Source organism: Nocardia sp. NPDC059177 (genome assembly GCF_042755165.1).
Classification (GTDB): Bacteria; Actinomycetota; Actinomycetes; order Mycobacteriales; family Mycobacteriaceae; genus Nocardia.
In genome coordinates this window covers 22,061-46,470 of the sequence record NZ_JBHZBX010000034.1, presented here as the reverse complement: position 1 = coordinate 46,470, position 24,410 = coordinate 22,061, and the positions used below count along the sequence as shown (strand labels likewise).

Here is a 24,410-nt window from a genome sequence, read left to right as displayed (position 1 = left end):
GTGCAATCGGCGTCTCCGCAGTCGATATATCGACTGCGGAGACGCCGATTGCACGTTCACGCCAGTCCAATGCGGGAGAGGAACCCCATGCCACTGTCGACCAGAACCCTCAACCGCACCCTGCTGGCTCGCCAGCATCTGCTGGAGCGTTCGACGCTGACCACCGCGCAGATGTGCGATCACCTCATCGGCCTGCAAGCCCAGGACGTGCCGCCACCGTTCATCGGATTGTGGAGCCGGATCGCCGATTTCGACCCGGCGACCGTGTCGGCGGGGCTCGAGGATCGCTCGCTGGTGCGAATCACCCTGATGCGCGGCACGATTCACCTCGTCACCCCGGCCGACGCCCTGCGCATCGCCCCGCACATCCAGCCGGAGCTGGAGAAGGTGCCCTCCCGCAAGGGGTTCAACTTCGGCGCCATGGTCGGCCTCGATCTCGACGAGGTGCGCGCGCACGGGGAGGAAATACTCGGCGACGAGCCGATGTCGGCGGCCGATCTGCGCGTCGAAGCGGCCGCGCGCTATCCCGACCGCGACCCCGGCCCGGTGGTGCAGACCTGGCTGTACCAGTTGCCCGTCCTGCAGACCCCGCCGCGCGGGCGCTGGCGCGACAACAGCCGCCCGGTCTGGTCGCGGGTACAGCCCTGGCTGGGGGCGCCGCTGGACACGAGTTATCCGGTCTCGGAGCTGATTCTGCGCTATCTGCGCGCGTTCGGTCCGGCGAGCACGATGGACATGCAGACCTGGTCGCGCCTGCCCGCGATGAAGCAGGCCGTCGCCGACCTGGGCGAGCGGGTGCGCACCTACACCGACGAACGCGGCCGCACCCTCTACGACGCCGCCGACCTCGACCTCGCCGATCCGGACCTGCCCGCCCCGGTGCGCCTGCTCGGCTGGTACGACAACGCCGTGCTGTCCCATCAGGACCGTGCCCGCATCCTCGCCGACCCCGAGGTGCCGGTGCAGCGCGCAGCGACCTCGGTCGCCCCGGTTCTCGTCGACGGTTTCACCGCCGGTGTGTACAAGGTCTTCGTGAAAGCCGGAGTCGCTCGCCTGCGGATCAGCCCCGCCAGGACCTGGACGAAAACCGAAGCCGCGCAAGTCGAATCGGAAGCCGCGGCTCTACTGGCCTTCCTCGAGCCGGAGTCCGAGCCCCGCGTCGAAATCCTGGAACCGGGCGCTGACCTGCGCCCGTGACCCGGCGCTACGCGCGTCTCGGGACCCGGGCCCGCCGCCGAGACGCACCTGCCGGGCAGTGACCGCTCAGTGCCGCTCGCGGTACGCCGGCGCCTTGGCGGTGCCCGCCGGGGTCAGCGTGTGCAGCAGCGGCATGGTGCGCCGGGCGATCACCGTCGAGAGCACGATGACGCTGTGTGAGCGCACCACCGAGCCGGTGCGGTCGATATTGAGCAGCACCGCCTGCAGGCCGGTGTGCGAGTCGGCGCCGATGCGGCACAGCACGTCGCCGGAGCCGGTGGTGGCGTAGGCCTCCAGCACCCCGGGAATGGCGGTGAGCTCCTCGCTCACCGCGTCCAGCGCGCCCTGCGCGATCTCCAGGGTGACGAAGGCCTGCACATCGAAACCGGCGGCGGTGACGTCGATCTGCGGGTCGTAGGAGGCGATCACCCCGGACTCCTCCATCCGGTTGATCCGCGCCTGCACGGTCGCCCGCGCGACCCTGGTGCGGCGGGACAGTTCCAGGATTCCGGCCTTCTGGAATTCGTGCATGGCGTCGAGGATCGCCAGGTCGAGTTCGTCGAGTTTCGCTGGCAAACGCATGGCGTGGACCTCCGTGCTCCGGCGACCGTCGGGTGCTATTCAAATTGTCCATCATCGGCGCGGATCCGGTGGCGTCTCGTGTCAGCATGTCCAGGCGCAGCTGGTGTTGTTGCCCAGCTGCGGCCCGGCGAGTTCTCCTAGGTCATGACCATTGAGCAGCAGCTCGTCGGGCTGATCGAGCACGACGACAGTGTCGATCCGTTTCCGGTGACCGGGTGGGACGCGCTGGTGTGGGTGGTGGGTAACGCGACCCAGAGCGCGCACTTCCTGCAGTCCGCGTTCGGTATGCGGCTGGAGGCCTACTCCGGGCCGGAGACCGGCAACCGCGACCACAAGGCCTTCGTGCTGCGCAGCGGCAGCGCGCGGTTCGTGATCACCGGCGCGGTCGACCCGGACAGTGCGCTGGTGGCCCATCACGACCGGCACGGCGACGGCGTCGTCGACATCGCCCTCGAGGTGCCCGATGTGGACCGCTGTATCGACTGGGCGCGTACGCACGGTGCGACGATCCTGGTCGAACCGCACGACGAGAGCGACGAATTCGGCACGGTCCGCTCGGCCGCGCTGGCCACCTACGGCGAGACCAGGCACACCCTGATCGACCGCTCCCGATACGCCGGCCCCTATCTGCCCGGTTACGTCACCCGCACCGGCACCCGCACACCGCGCGCCGACCGGCTGTTCCAGGCGATCGACCACGTCGTCGGCAATGTCGAGCTCGGCATGATGGACCGCTGGGTCGAGTTCTACCGCCGCGTCATGGGATTCACGAACATGGCCGAGTTCGTCGGCGACGACATCGCCACCGAGTTCTCCGCGCTGATGAGCAAGGTCGTCGCCAACGGCAACCACCGGGTCAAGTTCCCGCTCAACGAACCGGCGGTGGGCCGCAAACGTTCCCAGATCGACGAGTACCTGGAGTTCTATCGCGGTCCCGGCGTGCAGCACATCGCCCTGGCCACCGGTGACATCCTCGCCACCGTCGACGCCCTGCGCGCCGAGGGCGTGGAGTTCCTGGCGACCCCGGACACCTACTACGAGGATCCCGAGCTGCGCGCGCGGATCGGGCACGTCCGGGTGCCGGTCGAACAACTGCAGCGCCGCGGCATCCTGGTCGACCGCGACGAGGACGGCTACCTGCTGCAGATCTTCACCCGCCCCCTCGCCGACCGCCCGACGGTCTTCTTCGAACTCATCGAGCGGCACGGCTCCCTCGGCTTCGGCAAGGGCAATTTCAAGGCGCTGTTCCAGGCGATCGAGCGCGAACAGGAGGCTCGCGGCAATCTGTGAGTGCCGCGCGCTGCCACTAGAGTTCATGTCATGCGGATCCTCTCGGCGATCGTCACCGGCATGGCCTTGGCTGTCGTGCTGACGTCGTGCGGATCGGGGGGCGACTCCGATACGCCGACCGAATCGCGGCGACCACCACCGAAGGTCGCCTCGCTCGGCCCCTTCGTGGGTGAGTGCGGTCATGTCACCGACGACGAGGTGCGTGAGCTGGCCGGCCTCGGCCAGATCACGCAGGTGTTCAAGAACGCCACCGGCTGCAGCTACCTGGGCGCCGGGCTGGGCGGGCCCAGTGTGACCTTCGCCTCCTATCGCGGCAGCCCGATCGATCGGGAGAAGGCCTGGGTGTCCACCGTCGGCCGCCCGCCGGAGGCCATCGATGTCGGCGGGCACCCCGGCTTTCAAGCGCTCTCCGAGGACGGTTCGATCTGCGACCTGGCGATCCAGCTCGACGACGACTTCTTCGAATGGTCGACGAACACTGGCGTCTTCTCACTCGGCGGCAGCCCCTGCGACATGGCCAGGGGATTGGCCGAGCTGACCGTGGGACGGCTGCAGTGAGGGCCCGTGCGCTCGCGGCGGCCGCGCTGCTGCTGTGCCTCGCGCTGGCGGGCTGCGGCGACACGGTCGAGGGCACCGCCCAGCCGAGGCCCGAGGAGAAGGACAGCGGCGAGCAGGTCAACACCGACTTCGACAAGCTGATGCGCGAGTGCGAGGTCGTGGCCGTCGACAAGATCGGCGAGATCGTCGGCGACGCCGTGCTCGTCGTGCCCTCCTTCAGCGGCGCCGTCTGCATGTGGTCGATCGGTGACGCCCCCGGCGGCGAGGCCATGGCCACGCTGAACTGGTACGAGATGGGTACGCTGAACAACGAGAAGACCACCAACGACAAGCTGGGCTATCTCACCGGTGACATCACCGTGCAGGGCCGCAGGGCGCTGCAGGTGCGCAGGCCGAACGACAACGACTCCTGTGGCGTCACCGCGCCGGCCGCCGATGTCGGTGTGATCGGCTGGTGGATCAACTACCGACCGGGTTCCGCCCATCCCGATCCGTGCGCGGGCGCACAGAAATTGGTCGAGCTGACCTTGGATCTGGCCCGGTAGCAGCCCGGATGACGCACCCACTTTGACCCCGATTCGGGCACGCGGGTATCGTGGATCCCTGTGCCCGGATTGCCTCGGGCAAGTTCGTGCGTGAACGTAGGCCAGCGAAAGCGGCCGGAACGTTCCAGCGTGCCCAGAAAATGGGCCCTGAGCTGCGCGCGACACGCCCGACCGCGGGTCAACGGAAACACGGTCGGACGTGCGAGTGAAAGCTCGATGAACTACCAGACACGTGCTCGACACCACATATCAAGCCGAATTACCAATAAGGAAAGCCGGTCTATGCCAACCATCAACCAGCTGGTCCGCAAGGGTCGCCGCGACAAGGTCTCCAAGACCAAGACCGCGGCCCTGAAGGGGAGCCCGCAGCGTCGTGGCGTGTGCACTCGCGTGTACACCACCACCCCCAAGAAGCCGAACTCCGCGCTGCGTAAGGTCGCGCGTGTTCGCCTGACCAGCGCAGTCGAGGTCACGGCGTACATCCCCGGCGAGGGCCACAACCTGCAGGAGCACTCGATGGTGCTCGTTCGTGGCGGTCGTGTGAAGGACCTCCCCGGTGTCCGCTACAAGATCATCCGTGGCTCGCTGGACACCCAGGGTGTGAAGAACCGCAAGCAGGCCCGCAGCCGCTACGGCGCCAAGAAGGAGAAGAGCTGATATGCCACGCAAGGGCCCCGCACCCAAGCGTCCGCTGATCAACGACCCGGTCTACGGGTCGCCGCTGGTCACTCAGCTGGTCAACAAGATCCTGCTGGACGGTAAGAAGTCCACCGCCGAGCGCATCGTCTACGGCGCCCTCGAGCAGGCGCGTGAGAAGACCGGCACCGATCCGGTCGTCACCCTCAAGCGTGCGCTGGACAACGTCAAGCCCGCCCTCGAGGTGAAGCCCCGCCGTGTCGGTGGCGCCACCTACCAGGTGCCGGTCGAGGTCCGTCCGGGCCGCGCCAACACCCTGGCCCTGCGCTGGCTGGTCAGCTACTCCCGCGCCCGTCGCGAGAAGACCATGGTCGAGCGTCTCGCCAACGAGCTCCTCGACGCCAGCAACGGCCTCGGCGCTTCGGTGAAGCGTCGCGAGGACACCCACAAGATGGCCGAGTCGAACCGGGCCTTCGCGCACTACCGCTGGTGATTGCCGCCCGGCCCGTCGCTCGTGTCGGCGCCGGAAGGCTCACAGTCGTGAGTGGCACCCAGGTGCCGCTTCCGGCGTTGACATAGTGACGACCCGAACAGGGTCGTACCAGAGAATCCCAACTAGCTACGAGCGGGGAAGATTTCCGTGGCACAGGACGTGCTCACCGACCTGAACAAGGTCCGCAACATCGGCATCATGGCCCACATCGATGCGGGCAAGACCACCACCACCGAACGCATCCTGTTCTACACGGGTGTCAACTACAAGATCGGTGAGACGCACGACGGCGCGTCGACCACCGACTGGATGGAGCAGGAGCAGGAGCGTGGTATCACCATCACCTCCGCCGCCGTGACCTGCTTCTGGAACCAGAACCAGATCAACATCATCGACACCCCGGGTCACGTGGACTTCACCGTCGAGGTGGAGCGTTCGCTGCGCGTGCTCGACGGCGCCGTCGCCGTCTTCGACGGCAAGGAGGGCGTCGAGCCCCAGTCCGAGCAGGTGTGGCGTCAGGCCGACAAGTACGACGTGCCGCGCATCTGCTTCGTGAACAAGATGGACAAGCTCGGCGCGGACTTCTACTTCACCGTGCAGACCATCAAGGACCGCCTCGGCGCCAAGCCGCTGGTCATCCAGCTGCCGATCGGCGCGGAGGACACCTTCGAGGGCATCGTCGACCTGGTCGAGATGAACGCCAAGGTGTGGACCGGCGAGACCAAGCTGGGCGAGAAGTACGAGGTCCAGGAGATCCCGGCCGACCTCAAGGACAAGGCCGAGCAGTACCGCCAGGAGCTGCTCGAGACCGTCGCCGAGTCCGACGAGGCGCTGCTGGAGAAGTTCTTCGGCGGTGAGGAGCTCTCGATCGAGGAGATCAAGGGCGCCATCCGCAAGATGACCGTCGGCTCCGAGCTCTACCCGGTGCTGTGTGGTTCGGCGTTCAAGAACAAGGGCGTGCAGCCCATGCTCGACGCCGTCGTCGACTACCTGCCGTCCCCGCTGGACGTGGAGAACGTCGAGGGCCACGTGCCCAACAAGGAAGACGAGATCATCACTCGTCAGCCGAGCTCCGAGGCCCCGTTCTCGGCGCTGGCGTTCAAGATCGCCGTGCACCCGTTCTTCGGTGAGCTCACCTACATCCGCGTGTACTCGGGTCAGGTTGCCTCCGGTGCCCAGGTCATCAACTCGACCAAGGGCAAGAAGGAGCGTCTGGGCAAGCTGTTCCAGATGCACTCCAACAAGGAGAACCCGGTTCCCGAGGTCACCGCGGGCCACATCTACGCCGTGATCGGCCTCAAGGACACCACCACCGGTGACACCCTCTGCGATCCGCAGAACCCGGTCGTCCTCGAGTCGATGACGTTCCCGGACCCGGTCATCGAGGTCTCCATCGAGCCCAAGACCAAGTCCGACCAGGAGAAGCTCGGTACCGCGATCCAGAAGCTGGCGCGCGAGGATCCGACGTTCTCGGTCAAGCTCGACGCCGAGACCGGCCAGACCGTCATCGGCGGCATGGGCGAGCTCCACCTCGACATCCTCGTGGACCGCATGAAGCGCGAGTTCAAGGTCGAGGCGAACGTCGGCAAGCCGCAGGTGGCCTACCGCGAGACGATCACCAAGACCGTCGAGAAGCTCGAGTTCACCCACAAGAAGCAGACGGGTGGCTCCGGCCAGTTCGCGAAGGTCATCATCGCGGTCGAGCCGTTCGTCGGCGAAGACGGCGCGACCTACGAGTTCGAGAACAAGGTCTCCGGTGGTCGCGTGCCCCGTGAGTACATCCCGTCGGTCGACGCGGGTGCCCAGGACGCCATGCAGTACGGCGTGCTCGCCGGCTACCCGCTGGTGAACATGAAGGTCATCCTGCTCGACGGCGCGTACCACGACGTCGACTCCTCGGAAATGGCGTTCAAGATCGCGGGCTCGCAGGCCCTCAAGGAAGCGGCCCGCAAGGCCGGTCCGGTGATCCTCGAGCCGCTCATGGCGGTCGAGGTCATCACGCCCGAGGACTACATGGGCGACGTGATCGGCGACCTCAACTCCCGCCGTGGCCAGATCCAGGCCATGGAGGAACGCAGTGGTGCCCGTGTCGTCAAGGCGCTGGTTCCGCTCTCGGAGATGTTCGGCTACATCGGTGACCTGCGGTCGAAGACCCAGGGTCGCGCGAACTACTCCATGGTGTTCGCCCAGTACGCGGAGGTTCCGGCCAACGTGTCCAAGGAGATCATCGCCAAGGCGACCGGCGAGTAATTCGCTTGCTGGGGCCAAGTACGCTTGGCCCCGGCAACCGGGCGTCAGCACGACCCCCCTTAATAACCGCACTGCTGCAAAAAAGCACGCACAAACTAGTCCAGGAGGACCACAGTGGCGAAGGCGAAGTTCGAGCGGACGAAGCCCCACGTCAACATCGGCACCATCGGTCACGTCGACCATGGCAAGACCACGCTGACGGCTGCTATCACCAAGGTGCTGGCCGACAAGTACCCGGATCTGAACGACGCGTTCGCGTTCGACCAGATCGACAAGGCGCCGGAGGAGAAGGCTCGTGGTATCACGATCAACATCTCCCACGTCGAGTACCAGACCGACAAGCGCCACTACGCGCACGTCGACGCCCCCGGTCACGCCGACTACATCAAGAACATGATCACCGGTGCCGCCCAGATGGACGGCGCGATCCTGGTCGTGGCCGCCACCGACGGCCCGATGCCGCAGACCCGCGAGCACGTGCTGCTCGCCCGTCAGGTCGGCGTGCCCTACATCCTGGTCGCGCTGAACAAGTCGGACATGGTCGACGACGAGGAAATCCTCGAGCTCGTCGAGATGGAGGTCCGTGAGCTGCTGGCTTCGCAGGAGTTCGACGAGGATGCCCCCGTCGTGCGCGTCTCCGGCCTGAAGGCCCTCGAGGGTGACGAGAAGTGGGCCGACTCCATCGTCGAGCTCATGAACGCCGTCGACGAGTCGATCCCGGACCCGGTCCGTGAGACCGAGCTCCCGTTCCTGATGCCCGTCGAGGACGTCTTCACGATCACCGGTCGTGGCACCGTCGTCACCGGCCGCATCGAGCGCGGTGTGGTCAACGTGAACGAGGAAGTCGAGATCGTCGGCATCCGTCCGGACAAGACCAAGACCACGGTCACCGGTATCGAGATGTTCCGCAAGCTGCTCGACCAGGGCCAGGCCGGCGACAACGTCGGTCTGCTGGTTCGTGGTATCAAGCGCGAAGATGTCGAGCGTGGCCAGGTTGTCGTCAAGCCCGGCACCACCACCCCGCACACCGAGTTCGAGGGCCAGGCGTACATCCTGTCGAAGGACGAGGGCGGCCGCCACACCCCGTTCTTCAACAACTACCGTCCGCAGTTCTACTTCCGTACGACTGACGTGACGGGCGTTGTGACCCTGCCCGAGGGCACCGAGATGGTCATGCCCGGTGACAACACCGAGATGTCTGTCAAGCTGATCCAGCCGGTCGCCATGGACGAGGGCCTGCGCTTCGCGATCCGTGAGGGTGGCCGCACCGTCGGCGCCGGTCGCGTCACGAAGATCATCAAGTGAGTCGATAGACCCACTGACACCGTAACGGCGTCGCTCCTTCGGGAGCGGCGCCGTTCGGCGTTTTCAGGCCGGGGTGAACCGGACGGTGACCCGGCCGCGGTCGTCGCGCTGGGTGACCGCGTGGCCGGGATGGTCGACGCCGTCGATGCGCAGGGTGGCGGGGCCACCCTCGCCGAGGAAGTTGCGCCACCAGGATTTCTTGTCGGGCAGTGCCACGCCGATGAGATAGTCGGTGCCGGAGCGGCGGTAGTTGACGGGGGTGCTGAAGGTGCGGCCGGAGCGGCGGCCGACGTAGCTGATCTGGGCGAAGGCCTTGCCGAGAAGCTTGCCGATGACCGGCGCCTCGGACAGGGCGACCACGCCGGCGTTCATTCCCTGTACGCCACGGCGCACGAGCGATTGCTGGCTCAACGTCCTTCTCCTGTCTGGTGCAGAACGGGTACCTCGCTCACGGTACTGACCATGTATGGCAGATCACTGAGAGTGCTTGCCGGGGCGACCGTCCGGAAAACCGGTCGACAGCGCGGTACCGGCGCGCGTAGAACTGGTCGCATGGTTACGGTACGTCCGCACTCGCGGGGCTAGATCGCAACGGGTCTTCGGGCGCCGGTGCGGTGCCGCGCGATCCGACGCCCGTGCCGTCCGGTGGAACGCACAACTGGCGAGCGTCGATTTCGACGAAACTAGTTGACCCGCTGGGGGATTCCCATGACCACGAGACGCACCGACTTCGCCCGCACCCGTAATATCGGCATCGCCGCGCATATCGACGCGGGCAAGACCACCACCACCGAACGCATCCTGTTCTACACCGGGGTCACCCGGACCATGGGCGAGGTGCACGACGGCAATGCCACCATGGACCGGATGGTCCAGGAATGCGAACACGGCATCACCATCGCCGCCGCCGCGACCACCTGCTGGTGGCACGACCACCAGATCACCATCCTCGACACCCCCGGCCACGTCGACTTCACCGTCGAGGTGGAGCGCTCGCTGCGGGTCCTCGACGGCGCGGTCGCGGTCTTCGACGCCAAGGAGGGCGTGGAACCGCAGTCCGAGCAGGTGTGGCGCCAAGCCGACAAGTACGGCGTGCCGCGGATCTGCTTCGTCAACAAGATGGACAAGCTCGGTGCCGACTTCGCCTTCACCGTGCGGACCATCCAGGAGCGACTCGGTGTGCGCCCGTTGGTGATTCAGCTGCCGATCGGCGCGGAGAACGAGTTCGAGGGCGTCGTCGACCTGGTCGAGATGACGGCCGCGGTCTGGCGGGGTGATACCGGCAGTGGTGCGCGTTTCGAGATCATCGAGATCCCGGAACAGCTGTGGGCCAAGGCTGTTCAGCAGCGCGAGGCGCTCGTCGCCGCGGTCGCCGAGGCCGACGAGGCGGTGCTGGAGCGCTACCTCACCGGTGCCGAGATCCCCTCGGACCTGCTCAAAGCCGCCATCCGGACGATGACGGTCGACGCGCGGGCCTACCCGGTGCTGTGCGGTTCCGCGCTGGCGAACATCGGCGTGCAGCCGCTGCTGGACGCAGTGGTCGACTACCTGCCGTCGCCGTTGGATGTGGTTGCTGTGCACGGCTTCTCACCGGAGGGCGCGTTCATTCACCGCGCGCCCGATGTCGCCGAGCCGTTCGCGGCGCTGGCCTTCAAGGTCGCGGCGCACCCGTTCTTCGGCAAGCTGGTGTACCTGCGGGTCTACTCCGGCCGCATCGAACCCGGCGCGACCGTACTGAATTCGACAAAGGGACGAAAGGAGCGCCTGGGCAAACTGTTCCAGATGCATTCGAGCACCGAGATCGCCGTCGACGAGGTGCGGGCCGGGCAGATCTGTGCCGTCATCGGTCTGAAGGAGACGGGCACCGGCGACACCCTGTGCGATCGCGAACAGCCGATCGTGCTGGAGTCGATGACCTTTCCCGACCCGGTGCTGGCGGTCTCGATCGAACCGCGCTCCCGCGCCGACCAGGACCGGCTCGGCACCGCCCTGGCCCGCCTGGCCGAGGAGGATCCGACGTTCACCGTGCACGTCGACTCCGAGACCGGCCAGACGGTCGTCAGCGGCATGGGCGAACTGCATCTGGAGATCCTGGTCGACCGGATGAAGCGGGAGTTCCGGGTGGACGCCGCCATCGGCGCACCGCGCGTGGCCTACCGCGAAACCATCACCGCGGCAGTCGAATCGCTCGAGTACACCCACCGCAAGCAGGTGGGTGGGCGCGGGCAGTTCGCCAAGGTGGTGATCGCGCTGGCGCCGCACGTGCCCGCCGACGACGCGGTCTACGAGTTCGCCAGCCGCGTCACCGGCGGACGGGTACCGCGGGAGTACCTGCCCGCGGTCGACCTGGGCGCGCAGGACGCGCTGCGCATCGGCCCGCTCGCCGGGTTCCCCCTGGTGAACGTGCGGGTGACGTTGCTCGACGGCGGAGCCCACGTCCAGGACTCCTCGGAACTGGCGTTCCGGCTGGCCGGGGCCGCAGCGGTGCGAGCCGCCGTAGCCCGGGCGAAGCCGGTGCTCCTCGAACCGGTGATGGCCGTCGAGGTCGTCACCCCCGAGGAGTACGTCGGCGAGGTGATCGGTGACCTGAACGCGCGCCGCGGCCGCGTCACCGACCTCACCGAACGCGCGGGCGCCCACGTGGTGCGCGCCCTGACCCCGCTCCAGGAGATGTTCGGCTACATCGGCGACCTTCGCTCGAAGACCCGAGGCCGAGCCACCTACTCCATGGTGTTCGACTCCTACGCCCCGGTCCCACCGGCGGTCGCGGAGTCGATCATCGCGGGCGGCTGAGGTCAGCCGGTGGCGTCGCGTCCGAGTGACACGACGCCACCGGCTACTCGCGCCGGCAGTCGCTGGATTCGCCGCGTTCGGTGAACAACCAGCTGCACGGTTCCCAGGAGGCCCGGGCGGTCGGGGTGAGTCGTTGCTGGGTGGCGGGCGGTGGGGGAATTCAGCCCAGCTGGGTCATGCCCGCGGCGACGACGCGGGCGACCGAGAGGAGGTCGTCGGTGGTGGGGACGGGGAGGTCGTCGAGGGTGTGCAGGCGGTCGGTGCCCGCGATGGCGAACATGGCCGAGACCCAGGCGGCGGCGCAGGCGCGCAGGGTGGCGGGGCGGATGGGGGTGGGGACGCTGTCCTGCAGGACGCGGGCGGTGACGTCGAGGAGCTGGTCGCGCAGCAGGCGCAGGCGGCGGCGGACGTCGGGGTGGGTGTCGGCCTCGCGCCACATGATCACCCGCAGCACCGAGGAATGGTGGTCGCGCAGGTTGATGGCGGTGTCGAGGTTGACCAGGGTGGCGGCGGGGTCGCCGGGGGCGATGACGGCGGCCAGGTCGTCGAGGGGATGGTCGGGGACACGTTCGCGCATGAGCGCGGACAGGATCGCGTTCTTGGTGGGGAAGTAGTAGAAGACCAGGCCCTTGGGGACGCCGGCGGCGGCGGCCAAGGCGGCGGTCGGGGTGGCGTCGAAGCCCTGGGCGGCGAACAGGTTCTCGGCGGCATCCAGGATGAGTTGCCGGGCGTCGCCATCGCGTTTCGCGTTGCGGCGCCCGACGCGTCGGTCCGGCATCAGTGATGCGGTGCCATGTTGTGCAGGCGCTGGTTCATGGCGGGCAGCGCGGCGACCGCCACCACCGCCGTCGCCACCCCGACCACCCATGCGGTCCAGGATGCGCCGCGGAAGGCGGTGAAGTCCATCGCCCACGGCGAGATGAACAGCAGAACTCCGAACAGGCCCATCGCGTAGTCGGCGCTGGACATGCTCGCGCGTGCCATCTGGATCAACCCGGTCGCGGCGATGAGGACGCCGAGCACGATGAGGGTCCAGCGGGCGTTGTCGTTGGTGTCGACCCACAGGGGCGACAGCGCGGTGAATGCGCCGAGCACGACGGCGAGAAAATCCTGTGCGCGGCTGTCGGTGAACATGGGGATGCCTCCTCGATGAGACGAAAAATACTTCTGACCTCGGTCTACTCCTGATTGACCGCCCGGTCTATACCGTTTGCGGCACGGTTGTGTTGCGACGTGGGTATCACCTGTGGTGGGGCGCACTGGTACAAACATCTGGGGGCCGTAGTGGCTCGCGACACAGCACACCGCAGGAGCGGCCAGTGCCCGGGTGCGGTCACCGCGAGGGTGCGGCGCCCCTGCCGAGAGGACACAGTATGAGCGCGCCCATCGTGATCGTCGGAGCGGGTCTGGCCGGCCTGCGCACGGCGGAGGAACTGCGCCGGGCCGGGTACGAGGGGCAGGTGCTGCTGCTCGGCGACGAGTCGCGCCCGCCCTACGATCGCCCGCCGCTGTCGAAGCAGTTCGTGCGCGGCGAGACCGACGACACCACCCTGCGCCCGCCGGAGTTCTTCGCGGAGAAAGACATCGAGCTGCGCCTCGGCACCGCCGTCACCGGCGTGGACACCGCCGCCCGCACCGTCACCCTGGCCGACGGCTCGACCCTGGCCTACGACCAGCTGATCATCGCGACCGGCCTGCGCCCGCGCCGGCTACCCGGGCTGCCCCCGGTCTCCGGGGTGCACGTGCTGCGCGCGCACGAGGACGCCCAGACCCTGCGCGAGGAACTGGACGGGGCCAACCGCGCGCTGATCATCGGCGCCGGTTTCATCGGCTGCGAACTGGCCGCCAGCTTCCGGGCCGCCGGCGTGGACGTCACCCTGGTCGAACCGCAGCCCACGCCGCTGGCCTCGGTGCTCGGTGAGCAGATCGGTGGGCTGGTGGCCCGCCTGCACAGCGGTGAGGGCGTCGACCTGCGCTGCGGCGTCGGGGTGGACACCCTGCGCGCCGACGAGGCGAACCGGGTGCGCGGTGCCGTGCTCACCGACGGCACCGAGGTCGATGCCGACCTGGTGGTGGTGGGCGTCGGTTCGGTGCCGGTCACCGACTGGCTGGCCGATTCCGGTATCGAGCTGGCCGAACGTGGTGCCGGTGGTGGTGTGCTGGCCGACGAGGTCGGCCGCACCTCCGCCGCGGGCGTCTGGGCGGTCGGCGATGTCGCCGCCTGGCAGCACGACACCGGTGTCCGCAAGCGCGTCGAGCACTGGACCAGCGCGGGCGAGCAGGCGAAGGTGCTGGTCACCGCGCTGCTCGGCGGCGCGGCACCGACCGCGGCCCGGGTGCCGTACTTCTGGAGTGACCAGTACGACCTCAAGATTCAGGCCCTCGGCACTCCGTCGCCGGCCGATGACGTCACTGTCGTCACCGACGACGGCCGCAAGTTCCTCGCCTACTACTCCCGCGACGGCATCCTCACCGCCGTCCTCGGCGCGGGCATGACCGCCCAGGTGATGAAGCTGCGCGCCAAGCTCACCACCGCCACCCCGGTCGCCGACCTCCTCGCCGCGGCGGGCTGAGTCCGGCGTAATCGTGCAATGTGCCCTCCTCCAGTCGGAATACTGACTAGCCGTCGGCCGATTGCACGATTACGCCGGGGGTGCGCGGACGGCAGCGGTGCGCGCCGCACTCACGGCCCCGATCGTCGGCTCGCGCCGCTGTAATACGGTGTAGCGGTGATCGTCGCGCTCATCGATTCCGGCCTGGGGCTGCTGCCTACGGCCGCGTGGTTGCGCAAGCTGCGGCCCGATGTCGACCTGCTGCTCCTGCTCGATCCCGACGGTGCGCCGTGGGGGCCCAAGCCGGAGGGCTGGGTGGTCGAGCGAGTGCTCGGCGCGGCCCGGCAGGCGCTCGAACTCGGGGCCGAGGTGATCGTGCTGCCGTGCAACACCGCGAGTGTGACGGCGCTGGATCATGTGCGGGCCGCGGTGGGGGATTCGGTACCGGTGATCGGGACCGTGCCCGCGATCAAACCGGCGGCGGCGCAATGCCGGTCGGTGGCGGTGTGGGCGACGGCGGCGACGACGGCGAGCAGCTATCAAGCCGATCTGATCGCCCGCTTCGGCGGTGACGCGAAGGTCGTCGGGGTCGCCTGCCACGGCCTGGCCGACGCCATAGACCGCGGCGACCTGCCCGCCATCGGCGACTCCATCGCCGACGCCGCCGCGCGCACCCCCGCCGACGTCGAGGGCGTCGTGCTGGGCTGCACGCACTATCCGCTGGTCATCGATGCCATCGTCGCCGCCCTGCCGGAGGGTGTGCGCCTGTTCGACAGTGCCCAGGCCGTCGCCGCCCAGACCCTCCGCAAGATGGACGAACTCGGCCGTCCCGGCACGGGCACCGGCACCGTCACCGTCCGCACCAGCGGCGCCGTGGGTGAATTACCCGCGAGCGCCGCGACTTTCGAGTCCGGCCGCCTGCTGGGCGCACTCGCCGAGTAGAGCGTCCGCCGCGCCGGCTCAGCGCGTACGCCGCCGCTGCCTCAGCGCGTACGCCAGGTGTGCCGGGGTTGTCGGTGCGCCGGTGTTGAATGCGAGGGGATTCCGCCGACAACGGAGGTGACAAGTGTCCGGACCGCCCACCGCCGATGACGTACGCGCGGCGCTCGCAACGCATGCCGATCCTGCCGATGCCCAGCATCTGCAACGGTTCTTCAAGACGGGCCCCGGTGAGTACGGCGAGGGCGATGTCTTCCTCGGTGTGCGCGTGCCGGCCACCCGCAAGGTCGCCAAGCAGTTCGCCACCTTGCCGCTCGAGCAGATCGACCAGCTCCTCGACAGCCCGGTCCACGAGGAACGGCTCGCGGCCCTGCTCATCCTGAACATGCGCTTCGCCGCCGCGTCCAAGCCGCGCATCCGCGACGACGAGGCCCGCGCGCGGATGGTCGAGTTCTACCTTGCCGCCGTGCGCCGGGGCCGGGTGAACAACTGGGACCTGGTCGACGCCTCCGCCGAGCACGTCATCGGCCCCTGGCTGCTCGACAAGGACCGCGCGTTGCTGTTCGAACTGGCACAGCGGGATTCGCTGTGGGAGCGGCGGGTTGCGCTGCTGTCGACGTTCACCTTCATCAAGGCAGGCGACCCGAGCACCACCCTGGAGCTGGCCGCGGTCCTGCTCGACGACCGCCGCGACCTCATCCAGAAGGCGCTCGGCTGGATGCTGCGCGAGGTAGGCAAACGCGTCGACCGCACCGCCCTCACGAGCTTCCTCGACACCCACGCCCCCGCGATGGGCCGCACCGCGCTGAGCTACGCGACCGAACACCTGCCCGCGGACGACCGCGCCGCCTATCGCGCGCGGCGTTGACCCGTCACCCGGGAACCGCTCAGAACTGGATTTTGAGGTGGTCGGTGACCGGGCGGGCCTGGCAGCCCAGGATGTAGCCGTTCTCGATGTCCTCGGGGTCGAGGATCTCGGCGTTGCCCATTTCCACCTTGCCTTCGAGCACGGTGCAGGCGCACGACCCGCATTCGCCCTCCTGGCAGGAGTAGGGCACGTCGAGGCCCTTGTCGAGCATGATGTCGACCAGGGTCTGCTTGCGTGGCCAGGACAGTTCGTGCACCTCGCCGTCGAGTTCCACCTCGACGGTGGCGGCGTCGGCGGCCTCCTCGTCGGTGACCTCGGCGGGCGCGTGATCGGCGAACGGGTCGCCGGCCAGGGAGTTGAACACTTCGGCGTGGGTGCGTGAGCGCGGCACGTCGAGCTGGGCCAGGGTGTCGTGCACCAGGTCCATGAACGGTTTCGGCCCGCACATGAACGCCTCGTAGGCGGTGTAGGGCGCGACCAGTCCGGCCAGCATGTCGGCGGTCGGCAGGCCCTGTAGCGGTTCGAGCCAGTGGATCACGGTCAGGCGCTGGGGATGCTTGCCGACCAGTTCGCGCAGCTCGCTCGCGAAGATCACCGAATCCACATCGCGGTTGGCGTAGAACAGCACGACCTTGCCGGAGCCCTGCGACAGCGCCGACTTCAGGATCGACATGACCGGCGTGATGCCGCTGCCCGCGCCGAACAGCAGCAGGTTCTCGTCGAGGTTCTTGGGGGTGAACACGCCCGAGGGTGGCAGCACCTCGAGCTGGTCGCCCGCGGAGATGTTGTCGCACAGCCAGTTCGAGCCGTAGCCGCCTTCGGTGCGCTTGACGGTCACCTTGGGCAGATCGTCGGTGAACGGCGAGCTGGCCAGCGAGTAGCAGCGGGCGACCGAGCCGGTCTGCTCGCTGGGGATGCGCAGGGTCAGGAACTGGCCGGGGGTGTAGCTCATCCGCTCGCGCAGGTCGGCGGGCACCTCGAAGACCACGGAGTGGGTATCGGCCGTTTCGGCGATCACCGCGGCCACCCGCAGCACCACCGAGCGCGAACCGTGCGGAACCTCGACTGTGGTCATGTCGTCCTCTCGAACAAAACTAGAACGTGTTTCAGTTTCATGCTAGGTCGGGACGCGCCTGCAGGGCAAGCTGTGCCTCGAGTCCGGCGACCAGTACCTCCATCCCGAAGTCGTAGGAGTACTTGCCGCGCAGGTCGGCCATGTACTTGGTGGCACGGGCCACCGCTTCGGGAAGCAGCACGTCCGCCGGGGCGGAACGGTCACGCGGATTCACCCGGCTGCGGCCGAACAGGTAGGTGTGGATGGTCGCGTAGGCGGCCAGTACGTTGCGGTCGTTGAAGCCCGCGTCGAACAGGATCTCCATCACCGCGTCGATCAGGTCGAGCTGCTTGCCGAGCATCTGCTCGAGCAGGATGTCGCCCAGGCCGGGATGCCTGCGCAGTTTATCGTCTATCTGATCGATCAGGTCGCGCAGGCGTGACTGCCACGGGCCGGACTCACGCGGTGGCTTGCGCACGCCGACCAGGGCCGCGCTGGCGACCAGGTCGAGCAGCTCGCGCTTGTCGGCGACGTAGTAGTACGGGGCCATCGGCGAGACGCCGAGCTCACGCGAGAGCCGTCGCATGGACAACTTCTCGACCCCGTCCTCGCGCACGACCCGCAACGCCGCCTCGACGATCTCCGCTTCGGATAGCGTCGAATTGGCGCCACTCCCCGCCCCACCGTGGTTACGCAAGCCTCTGCCTCACCTCTAATGCCAACGGGGCCCGCGGCCCCTTCCCGTCCTGCTCTGCGAAGTCTAGAGGTGCGTAACCCCCGTGTGGGGCGCTGCGTGAATCGTGGGGCGGGCAGATGGATTTTCCGATTCCCCTTCTTTATGACAGTCGCTGACGTTAAGGTCGGTGGTGACCGGCAACACAATGGAGGTAGTCATGCCCGAGAACGCCACGCGCGCGACCGTCGAAACCGACGAAGACCTGGTCACCGAGACGCTGATCGAAGAGGTCAGCATCGACGGCATGTGCGGCGTCTACTGACCATGGAGGCAGGCGTGCTCGATCTCGATACCCGCTGGGCGCTGCATCCGCGCGTCTCGCTGCGCCCGGAGTCCTTCGGTGCGTTGCTGTACCACTTCGGCACCCGCAAGCTCTCGTTCCTCAAGAGCCGCGATCTGGTCGACGTGGTGCAGTCGCTGCCCGCGCACGCTTCGGTGCGGGACGCGCTGCGAGCCAAGGGCGTCGGCGCGTCCGACACCCACGTCAAGGCGCTGGCCCAGCTGGCCGCCACCGACATGATCGTGCCCGCGCCGGGCCCGGTCACCCCGGTGACACCGGTGCGCATGCCTGCCTCCACGGACACCACCCAGGGCGGCAAGCTCATCGACCGCTTCGAATCCGGTCTGGCCGCGCCGATCTGCCTGACCTGGGAACTCACCTACGCGTGCAACCTGTCGTGTGTGCACTGCCTGTCCTCGTCGGGTCGCCGTGATCCGAACGAGCTGACCACCGAGCAGTGCAAGGCGCTGATCGACGAGTTCGAGCGCATGCAGATCTTCTACGTCAACATCGGCGGCGGCGAGCCGACCGTGCGACCCGACTTCTGGGAACTGGTCGACTACGCGACCGCCCACCACGTGGGAGTCAAGTTCTCCACCAACGGCGTTCGGATCAACGAGGAGGTCGCCGCGCGGCTGGCCGCCAGCGACTACGTCGACGTGCAGATCTCCCTCGACGGCGCCGACGCCGAGGTCAACGACGCCGTGCGTGGCCCCGGCTCCTACGACACCGCCATCCGCGCCCTGGAGAACCTGCACAACGCGGGGTTCAAGGACGCCAAGCTGTCGGTCGTGGCGACCCGCCACAACATCGCCCAGCTCGACGAATTCAAGGCCATCGCCGACCGTTACGGCGCCACCCTGCGGCTGACCCGGCTGCGCCCCTCGGGCCGCGGCGCCGACGTGTGGGACGAACTGCACCCGCTGCCCGAACAGCAGCGCGAGCTCTACGACTGGCTGGTCGCCAACGGTGAGGGCGTGCTCACCGGCGACTCGTTCTTCCACCTGTCCGCCTTCGGTTCCGCGCTGCCCGGCCTGAACATGTGCGGCGCCGGCCGGGTGGTGTGCCTGGTCGATCCGGTCGGTGACGTCTACGCCTGCCCGTTCGCCATCCACGACCGGTTCAAGGCCGGAAACATCGTCGCCGACGGTGGTTTCGACGCGGTGTGGACCACCTCGGAGCTGTTCGCCGAACTGCGCGAGCCGGTCGACGGTGGCGCCTGCACCAAGTGCTCGCACTACGACGCCTGCCGCGGTGGCTGCATGGCCGCCAAGTTCTTCACCGGCCTGCCCGCCAACGGTCCCGACCCGGAATGCGTGCAGGGCTACGGCGAAGCGGCGCTGTCGATGCCGGGACGCACGATTCCGCGCCCCGCGGTGGATCATTCGCGTCCGGTGCGGGTCAAGGGTCGGGTGTCGCTGCCGCTGACGGTCAAGCGCGCGCCGGTCAAGGCGTGCAGTGAGAGTCCGCTAGGCTAGGACACGCCGGGTTGCCGAAAGTGCGCTGCCGATCTTGTTCGCCTGTCCGGCAACCGGTCACAGCCGGAATTCAGGCGGACTTTCCTCCTTTTTTGTGGGGTGATGATGTCTGGGAGCCCAACTGCGCATAGCATGCGAGGAATGCGCCATGATCGTCTGCCCGACGGCTTCGGGGTTCGGATCGATCCACGGGTACGCGCATTTTCCGGGGGCCGGATCCTGATCGGTGGATCGCCCGCGCGGATGCTGCGCCTGGCCCCGGAGGCCGCCGAGTTGATCGGCGACGGGTACCTGGAGGTCACCGACACCAAGTCCGCGATGGTCGCGCGCCGGCTGCTCGATTCCGGCGTGGCGAACCCGCGTCCGCGTTTGCTGCCCTCGCTCGACGACATCACCGTCGTCATCCCGCTCTACAACAACGCCGACGGCGTGCTGCGGCTGCTGGCCGCGCTGCGCGGGCACAATGTGATCGTCGTCGACGACGGTTCCGACGAGCCGGTCCGCATTCCGCCGCGGCAGGGCCGTGGCCAGGTGACGGTGCTGCGTCACGACGCGCCACTGGGCCCGGCTGCCGCGCGCAATGCCGGGTTGCAGGCGGCGACAACCGAGTTCGTCGCCTTCCTCGACTCCGATGTGGTGCCGCGCAGCGGCTGGCTCGAGGTGATGCTCGGGCATTTCAGCGATCCGCAGGTCGCGCTGGTCGCCCCGCGCATCGTCGCGCTGGACAAGGAGTCCAACGCGCTGGCCCGCTACGAGCACACCCGGTCGTCGCTGGATCTGGGCAGGCGGGAGGCGGCGGTGCACGCGCGCGGCATCGTCTCCTATGTGCCCAGCGCCGCACTGCTGGCGCGCCGGGCCGCCCTGCTCGGCGAGGGCGGTTTCGACGAATCCATGCAGGTCGCCGAGGATGTCGATCTGTGCTGGCGGCTCGAACGCGCGGGCTGGCGGCTGCGCTACGAGCCCGCCGCGCACGTCGCCCACGATCACCGGGTGGCCTTCCGTGCCTGGTTCGGGCGAAAGCTGTTCTACGGGACCGGCGCCGCGCCGCTGGGCAAACGCCATTCGGGCCTGGTCTCGCCGCTGTCGGTGCCGACCTGGACGGTGCTGGCGAGTCTGCTGTTCGCGACCCTGTCCAAGTGGGGACTGCTGGGCGGGGTGGTCACGCTGTGCTCGGCGCTGATCAAACTGCGGCGGGTGTTCACCGAGCTGGACAACCCGACCCGGATCGCGGCGGTATATCTGGCGCGCGGCTACTTCGCCGGGATGTGGCGGCTGGCCTCGGCGATGTGCCGGGACTACTGGCCGGTGACGCTGCTCGCGGTGCTCGCCTCGCGCCGGATCAGGAAGATCGCGATCACCATGGCGCTGGCCGACGGGCTGGCCGACTGGTTCACCCACCGCGATTCCGGTGGTCTCGACCCGCTGCGGTACGTGGCCTACAAGCGCCTCGACGATGTCGCCTACGGCACCGGCCTGTGGCTCGGCGTGATCCGGGCCCGCAGCTTCGAGGCGCTCAAGCCGACGACGTCGTCGAGCTGAATCTTCCACGATGACGCGCACGCTCGTCATCGGCGCCGGCTCGGCGGGCTGCGTCCTCGCGGCCCGGCTCAGCGCCGACCCCGGCCACGAGGTCCTGGTGCTGGAAGCCGGACCGGTCTGGCCCGCACCCGCCGCGCTGCCGGCCGAACTGCTCGACCCCGGCCACCTCCCGGTCGGGCCGGAATCCACCGTGGTGTGGCGATACCCGGGAAACCTGGTGCGCGGCAAACTGATCGGCGGGTCCGGCGCGATCAACGGCAGCTACTTCCTCCGGCCACCCGCAGCCGACCTCGCTGCGTGGAGCGCGGTCGCGGGCAGTGACCGGTGGTCGTTCGACGCGGTCGTGCCCTATTTCCGCGCCCTCGAACACGACCTGGACTTCGGTACCGCGCCAGGACACGGCGATCGCGGCCCGATCCCGGTCCAGCGGATCACCGATCCCGCCCCGTTCAGCACGGAGTTCGCCGAGCGATGCGCCACCGCGGGCTTCGCCGAGATCGCCGACCTCAACGCCGTCGCACCACCCGTCGCCGGCCACCGCGACGAGCCCGCGGCCGGGGATTTCGCGTCGCGCGCCGACCGGGCCGACGCCGCCGCGCCGGACAGTGCCGACCGGACCGCGGCCCGGCGGCCGGCTTCGATCGGCTTCGGCCGGGTGCCGCTGGCACTGTCGCACGGCCAACGTCGCGGCCCCGCGCTCACTCATCTCTATCCCGCTCTGGCCCGCCCGAATCTGACGGTCGTCGGCGCGACGATGGTGACCCGGCTGATCCTGCGCGGCACCAGGACGGTCGGGGTGGCGTGGGCGCGCGGACGCGAGCGCGGTACGACCTATGCCGACCGGGTGGTGCTGTGTGCCGGGGCGATCGAGTCGGCGGCGCTGCTGATCCGGTCCGGCATCGGCCCCGAACCGCAGCTGCGCGCGCTCGGGGTGCCGGTGGTCCGGCCCGCACCGGTCGGTTCCTGGTGCACCGACCATCCGGAGATCGGCCTGGAATTCCCCGGGCAACCACCCGCGGCGGCCACCGTCGCCCTCGAATACGTGCTGGAACTCGACGACCTCGAACTCCGCCCGTACACCCCCATGTTCACCCCCGGCCTGCGCCGGCTCGGGGTGGCCCTCATGCGTCCCGAATCCACCGGCACCCTGACCCTGACCTCGGCGGACCCGGCGGTCCCCGCGCGCATCGACCAGGCATACTTGTCGAGCGCGCGTGGCCGGGACCGGCTGCGCGACGGCGTCGCGATCGCCGCGGAGATGTTCGACCTCGGCCGGGAACCGGTCGACGACAGCTGGCTGCAAGAACGGCTGGGAACTTCCCAGCATCTTTCCGGCACCTGCCGGATGGGACCCGCCGGCGACGAGCGCGCGGTGGTCGACGAACGGGCCCGCGTGCACGGCATCGATGACCTTATGGTCGTGGACTTGTCGATCGTGCCGGTGCCGATCGGGCGCGGACCGCAGGTCACCGTAGTGACGCTCGCCGCAGCCATAGCCGATCTGCTCCTACTGTGACGCACCGTCGGCTGATACCACGATGTGACCTGCCGGACAAACCCACACTTCTGACGTTCGATGCCATAAGTCACCGGTACAGTTTGTACCGGGAAAGAAAGGCAAATGGTCAGCAATCTTGCAGGTGGGCGGCCCCCACGGCAGGCGGCGGAGTCGGGCGCACAGCTCGGTGCTCTGGAAGCCTATGCCGCACAGGCCCATGGATTTCTCAGTGCCGGTGGTGAACAGCTGACGCAGCTGGCCGGCCTGTTACGTCCGCTCGTTCTCGAATCCTGGTTGCGCAGTGTGCGCGGTGGTGTCGATCCGACGGATGTACTCGACGGTCGCGGTCTGCGCGGCGCCGATCTGGAGCGGTATCGCGATGCGCACCCGATCGCTGCGCTCATGCCACTGATCGACAAACTGCTGGTCCAGGACGCGGCGCGGGCCGGACTCATCGTGACCGTAGCCGACCAGTTCGGCCGGGTGCTCACGGTGCACGGTCATCCCGAGCAGGTGGCCGCGGTCGCCGAGATCGGGGTGCGCGAGGGCGACGACCTCAGCGAGCGCCGGGTCGGCACCAACGCGGTCGGTCTCGTCGTGCGTACTGGGCGGGCGACCTGGATCCACGGACCCGAGCATTTCCTGCATCGGATGCACCAGATCACCGGTGCCGCGGCGCCGGTGCACGAGCCGGACGGCCGTCTGGTCGGGGTGCTGATGATTGCCGGCGGAATGCGGGTCGCCAAGCCGGAGATCCTCGCCCTGGTGAAGGCCGCGGCGACGGCCGCCGAAATGGATCTCGTGTTGCGAGCCATGCGCGCCGGGCGCTCGGTTCCGGCGCCGCCGCCGGATACCGCCGAGCCGCCGCGGGCCCGGCTCGGGCTCGATGTGCTCGGGCTCGGGCAGCCGCAATTGAGTGTGGCGGGGGAGCGGGTGGCGCTGTCGCAGCGCCATGCCGAGATCCTGCTGTTGCTCACCGAACATCCCGAAGGTCTCGGCGCCGATCATCTGGCGCTGCTGCTCGACGACACCGATCTGGACAACGGCACGATCCGCGCGGCGATGTCGCGGCTGCGGTCGGTCGTCGGCGCGACCGTCGTCGGATCGCGCCCATACCGTCTTCGCGTGCATGTCGCAACCGATGTGGAGGCGCTGCGGGCGGCGCTCGACTCCGGTGATATCGAATCCGCATTGCGCTTGTACGCGGGTCCGGTGCTGCCGAGATCGTCCGCGCCGGGCATCTGCGATATCCGCGACGAGCTGCGCGTGCGTTTGCGCGCCGCGGTGCTCGCCGCCCGGGATGCCGGCGTGCTGCGCCGGTGGACGGCGGGTCCGGAAGGTCGCGACGATGCCGCCGCGTGGGCCGCCTATCGGTCGACCGTCGACCGCGATTCACCGCTATATGCGCAGATCGAGGCCAAGATCCGGGTGCTCGACCGACGCCTCGGCGCCGATGCAACGCAGATGCAACGTTTCGGCTCATAGTCTCCGGTTCTGAAAGTGTGGCAGCTCACACATCGCGCGCTGATGTGTTGGAGAGCACACTCATGCCCAGGTCGTGGGCGCACCCCGGAAGAGACTGGACATCCGTCCGAGTTTTTTAGCGGAAAAAGTTTCTTTTTATTAACCGACCGCCTAGTGTCTGCAATGCATGGACAGGCAGCCATGTGATGTAACTGACAAAGCCGGGGCGAGAACTTGGCGCAACGGCCGTGATGTTGGAGGAACGATCAACAGCTAGGCACCCTGCGACGGACACAGTCGTCCGTCGCCCGACGACCCGATCGGGTCGTCGCTCTCGTCCACATGATCTGTCG

At 68.3% G+C, this 24,410-nt stretch carries 23 protein-coding genes; 17 read left to right on the top strand and 6 right to left on the bottom strand.

The features are described from left to right. Window positions 1-87 precede the first annotated feature (87 nt). The gene (locus tag ACFXK0_RS27825) at window positions 88-1,197 is read left to right on the top strand and encodes a winged helix DNA-binding domain-containing protein (RefSeq protein WP_379413970.1); all 1,110 of its coding nucleotides are present in this window, start codon (window positions 88-90) and stop codon (window positions 1,195-1,197) included. A gap of 66 nt (window positions 1,198-1,263) precedes the next feature. Here ACFXK0_RS27825 and ACFXK0_RS27820 read toward each other — a convergent pair whose 3' ends face one another. Next, a complete protein-coding gene (locus ACFXK0_RS27820) occupies window positions 1,264-1,779 on the bottom strand; it encodes an Lrp/AsnC family transcriptional regulator (RefSeq protein WP_379413968.1) in 516 nt (171 codons plus the stop codon). 144 nt (window positions 1,780-1,923) lie between these two features. Between ACFXK0_RS27820 and hppD the strand changes: the two genes are divergently transcribed. The 7 genes from hppD (at window position 1,924) to tuf (ending at window position 8,856) form a co-directional block, all read left to right on the top strand. Further along, window positions 1,924-3,069, top strand: coding sequence for a 4-hydroxyphenylpyruvate dioxygenase (gene hppD / locus ACFXK0_RS27815; protein ID WP_379413967.1), 1,146 nt, complete (start codon window positions 1,924-1,926; stop codon window positions 3,067-3,069). A gap of 30 nt (window positions 3,070-3,099) precedes the next feature. Continuing rightward, a complete protein-coding gene (locus ACFXK0_RS27810; protein ID WP_379413966.1) occupies window positions 3,100-3,627 on the top strand; it encodes a DUF3558 domain-containing protein in 528 nt (175 codons plus the stop codon). After that, on the top strand, window positions 3,624-4,172 hold the full coding sequence (locus ACFXK0_RS27805; protein WP_379413964.1) for a DUF3558 domain-containing protein: 549 nt from the start codon (window positions 3,624-3,626) through the stop codon (window positions 4,170-4,172). Before ACFXK0_RS27810 ends, ACFXK0_RS27805 begins: the two co-directional genes overlap by 4 nt. Before the next feature lie 282 nt (window positions 4,173-4,454). After that, window positions 4,455-4,829: a 30S ribosomal protein S12 gene (gene rpsL / locus ACFXK0_RS27800; protein WP_019049359.1), complete on the top strand. Its 375-nt coding sequence runs from the start codon at window positions 4,455-4,457 to the stop codon at window positions 4,827-4,829. Window position 4,830: 1 nt separating this feature from the next. Beyond that, window positions 4,831-5,301, top strand: coding sequence for a 30S ribosomal protein S7 (gene rpsG / locus ACFXK0_RS27795; protein ID WP_019049358.1), 471 nt, complete (start codon window positions 4,831-4,833; stop codon window positions 5,299-5,301). 147 nt (window positions 5,302-5,448) lie between these two features. Further along, on the top strand, window positions 5,449-7,551 hold the full coding sequence (gene fusA / locus ACFXK0_RS27790) for an elongation factor G (protein WP_379413963.1): 2,103 nt from the start codon (window positions 5,449-5,451) through the stop codon (window positions 7,549-7,551). Between the two features lie 114 nt (window positions 7,552-7,665). Then, a complete protein-coding gene (tuf, locus tag ACFXK0_RS27785; protein WP_379413961.1) occupies window positions 7,666-8,856 on the top strand; it encodes an elongation factor Tu in 1,191 nt (396 codons plus the stop codon). Window positions 8,857-8,919: 63 nt separating this feature from the next. Here tuf and ACFXK0_RS27780 read toward each other — a convergent pair whose 3' ends face one another. Next, entirely contained in the window at window positions 8,920-9,228 is a 309-nt protein-coding gene (locus ACFXK0_RS27780; RefSeq protein ID WP_379413973.1) for a nitroreductase/quinone reductase family protein, read from the bottom strand. Between the two features lie 336 nt (window positions 9,229-9,564). On the opposite strand from ACFXK0_RS27780, the gene fusA (ACFXK0_RS27775) reads away from it, so the two are divergent. Continuing rightward, window positions 9,565-11,649, top strand: a complete 2,085-nt coding sequence (gene fusA, locus ACFXK0_RS27775) for an elongation factor G (RefSeq protein ID WP_379413960.1) — start codon at window positions 9,565-9,567, stop codon at window positions 11,647-11,649. Window positions 11,650-11,809: 160 nt separating this feature from the next. Here fusA (ACFXK0_RS27775) and ACFXK0_RS27770 read toward each other — a convergent pair whose 3' ends face one another. Beyond that, on the bottom strand, window positions 11,810-12,427 hold the full coding sequence (locus tag ACFXK0_RS27770) for a TetR/AcrR family transcriptional regulator (protein WP_379413958.1): 618 nt from the start codon (window positions 12,425-12,427) through the stop codon (window positions 11,810-11,812). Then, entirely contained in the window at window positions 12,427-12,783 is a 357-nt protein-coding gene (locus tag ACFXK0_RS27765) for an SPW repeat protein (RefSeq protein WP_379413956.1), read from the bottom strand. Before ACFXK0_RS27765 ends, ACFXK0_RS27770 begins: the two co-directional genes overlap by 1 nt. A gap of 239 nt (window positions 12,784-13,022) precedes the next feature. Here ACFXK0_RS27765 and ACFXK0_RS27760 point away from each other — a divergent pair, with 239 nt between their 5' ends. The 3 genes from ACFXK0_RS27760 to ACFXK0_RS27750 all read left to right on the top strand — a co-directional run bounded on the left by ACFXK0_RS27760 (window position 13,023) and on the right by ACFXK0_RS27750 (window position 16,008). Further along, entirely contained in the window at window positions 13,023-14,222 is a 1,200-nt protein-coding gene (locus tag ACFXK0_RS27760) for an NAD(P)/FAD-dependent oxidoreductase (RefSeq protein WP_379413955.1), read from the top strand. A gap of 156 nt (window positions 14,223-14,378) precedes the next feature. Further along, window positions 14,379-15,143, top strand: a complete 765-nt coding sequence (locus ACFXK0_RS27755) for a glutamate racemase (protein WP_379413953.1) — start codon at window positions 14,379-14,381, stop codon at window positions 15,141-15,143. Between the two features lie 124 nt (window positions 15,144-15,267). Further along, the gene (locus ACFXK0_RS27750; protein WP_379413952.1) at window positions 15,268-16,008 is read left to right on the top strand and encodes a DNA alkylation repair protein; all 741 of its coding nucleotides are present in this window, start codon (window positions 15,268-15,270) and stop codon (window positions 16,006-16,008) included. Window positions 16,009-16,027: 19 nt separating this feature from the next. Here the strand turns inward: ACFXK0_RS27750 and ACFXK0_RS27745 are convergent, their stop codons facing one another. Both ACFXK0_RS27745 and mftR2 read right to left on the bottom strand, forming a co-directional pair. Beyond that, on the bottom strand, window positions 16,028-17,083 hold the full coding sequence (locus tag ACFXK0_RS27745) for a 2Fe-2S iron-sulfur cluster-binding protein (protein WP_379413950.1): 1,056 nt from the start codon (window positions 17,081-17,083) through the stop codon (window positions 16,028-16,030). Window positions 17,084-17,120: 37 nt separating this feature from the next. Next, complete coding sequence (gene mftR2, locus ACFXK0_RS27740; protein ID WP_379413949.1) at window positions 17,121-17,759, bottom strand: mycofactocin system transcriptional regulator MftR2; 639 nt, start codon at window positions 17,757-17,759, stop codon at window positions 17,121-17,123. 196 nt (window positions 17,760-17,955) lie between these two features. Between mftR2 and mftA the strand changes: the two genes are divergently transcribed. From mftA to ACFXK0_RS27715, 5 genes are all read left to right on the top strand, one after another. Further along, entirely contained in the window at window positions 17,956-18,060 is a 105-nt protein-coding gene (mftA, locus tag ACFXK0_RS27735; protein WP_379413948.1) for a mycofactocin precursor MftA, read from the top strand. A 2-nt stretch (window positions 18,061-18,062) separates the two neighbouring features. Beyond that, window positions 18,063-19,556: a mycofactocin radical SAM maturase gene (gene mftC, locus ACFXK0_RS27730; protein WP_379413972.1), complete on the top strand. Its 1,494-nt coding sequence runs from the start codon at window positions 18,063-18,065 to the stop codon at window positions 19,554-19,556. A gap of 141 nt (window positions 19,557-19,697) precedes the next feature. Next, window positions 19,698-21,095 (top strand): mycofactocin biosynthesis glycosyltransferase MftF, encoded by a 1,398-nt coding sequence (gene mftF, locus ACFXK0_RS27725; protein ID WP_379413946.1) that lies wholly within the window; start codon window positions 19,698-19,700, stop codon window positions 21,093-21,095. 10 nt (window positions 21,096-21,105) lie between these two features. Next, entirely contained in the window at window positions 21,106-22,611 is a 1,506-nt protein-coding gene (locus ACFXK0_RS27720) for a GMC family oxidoreductase N-terminal domain-containing protein (protein ID WP_379413945.1), read from the top strand. Window positions 22,612-22,716: 105 nt separating this feature from the next. Next, the gene (locus ACFXK0_RS27715) at window positions 22,717-24,078 is read left to right on the top strand and encodes a GAF domain-containing protein (RefSeq protein ID WP_379413944.1); all 1,362 of its coding nucleotides are present in this window, start codon (window positions 22,717-22,719) and stop codon (window positions 24,076-24,078) included. The last annotated feature ends 332 nt before the right edge of the window (window positions 24,079-24,410 follow it).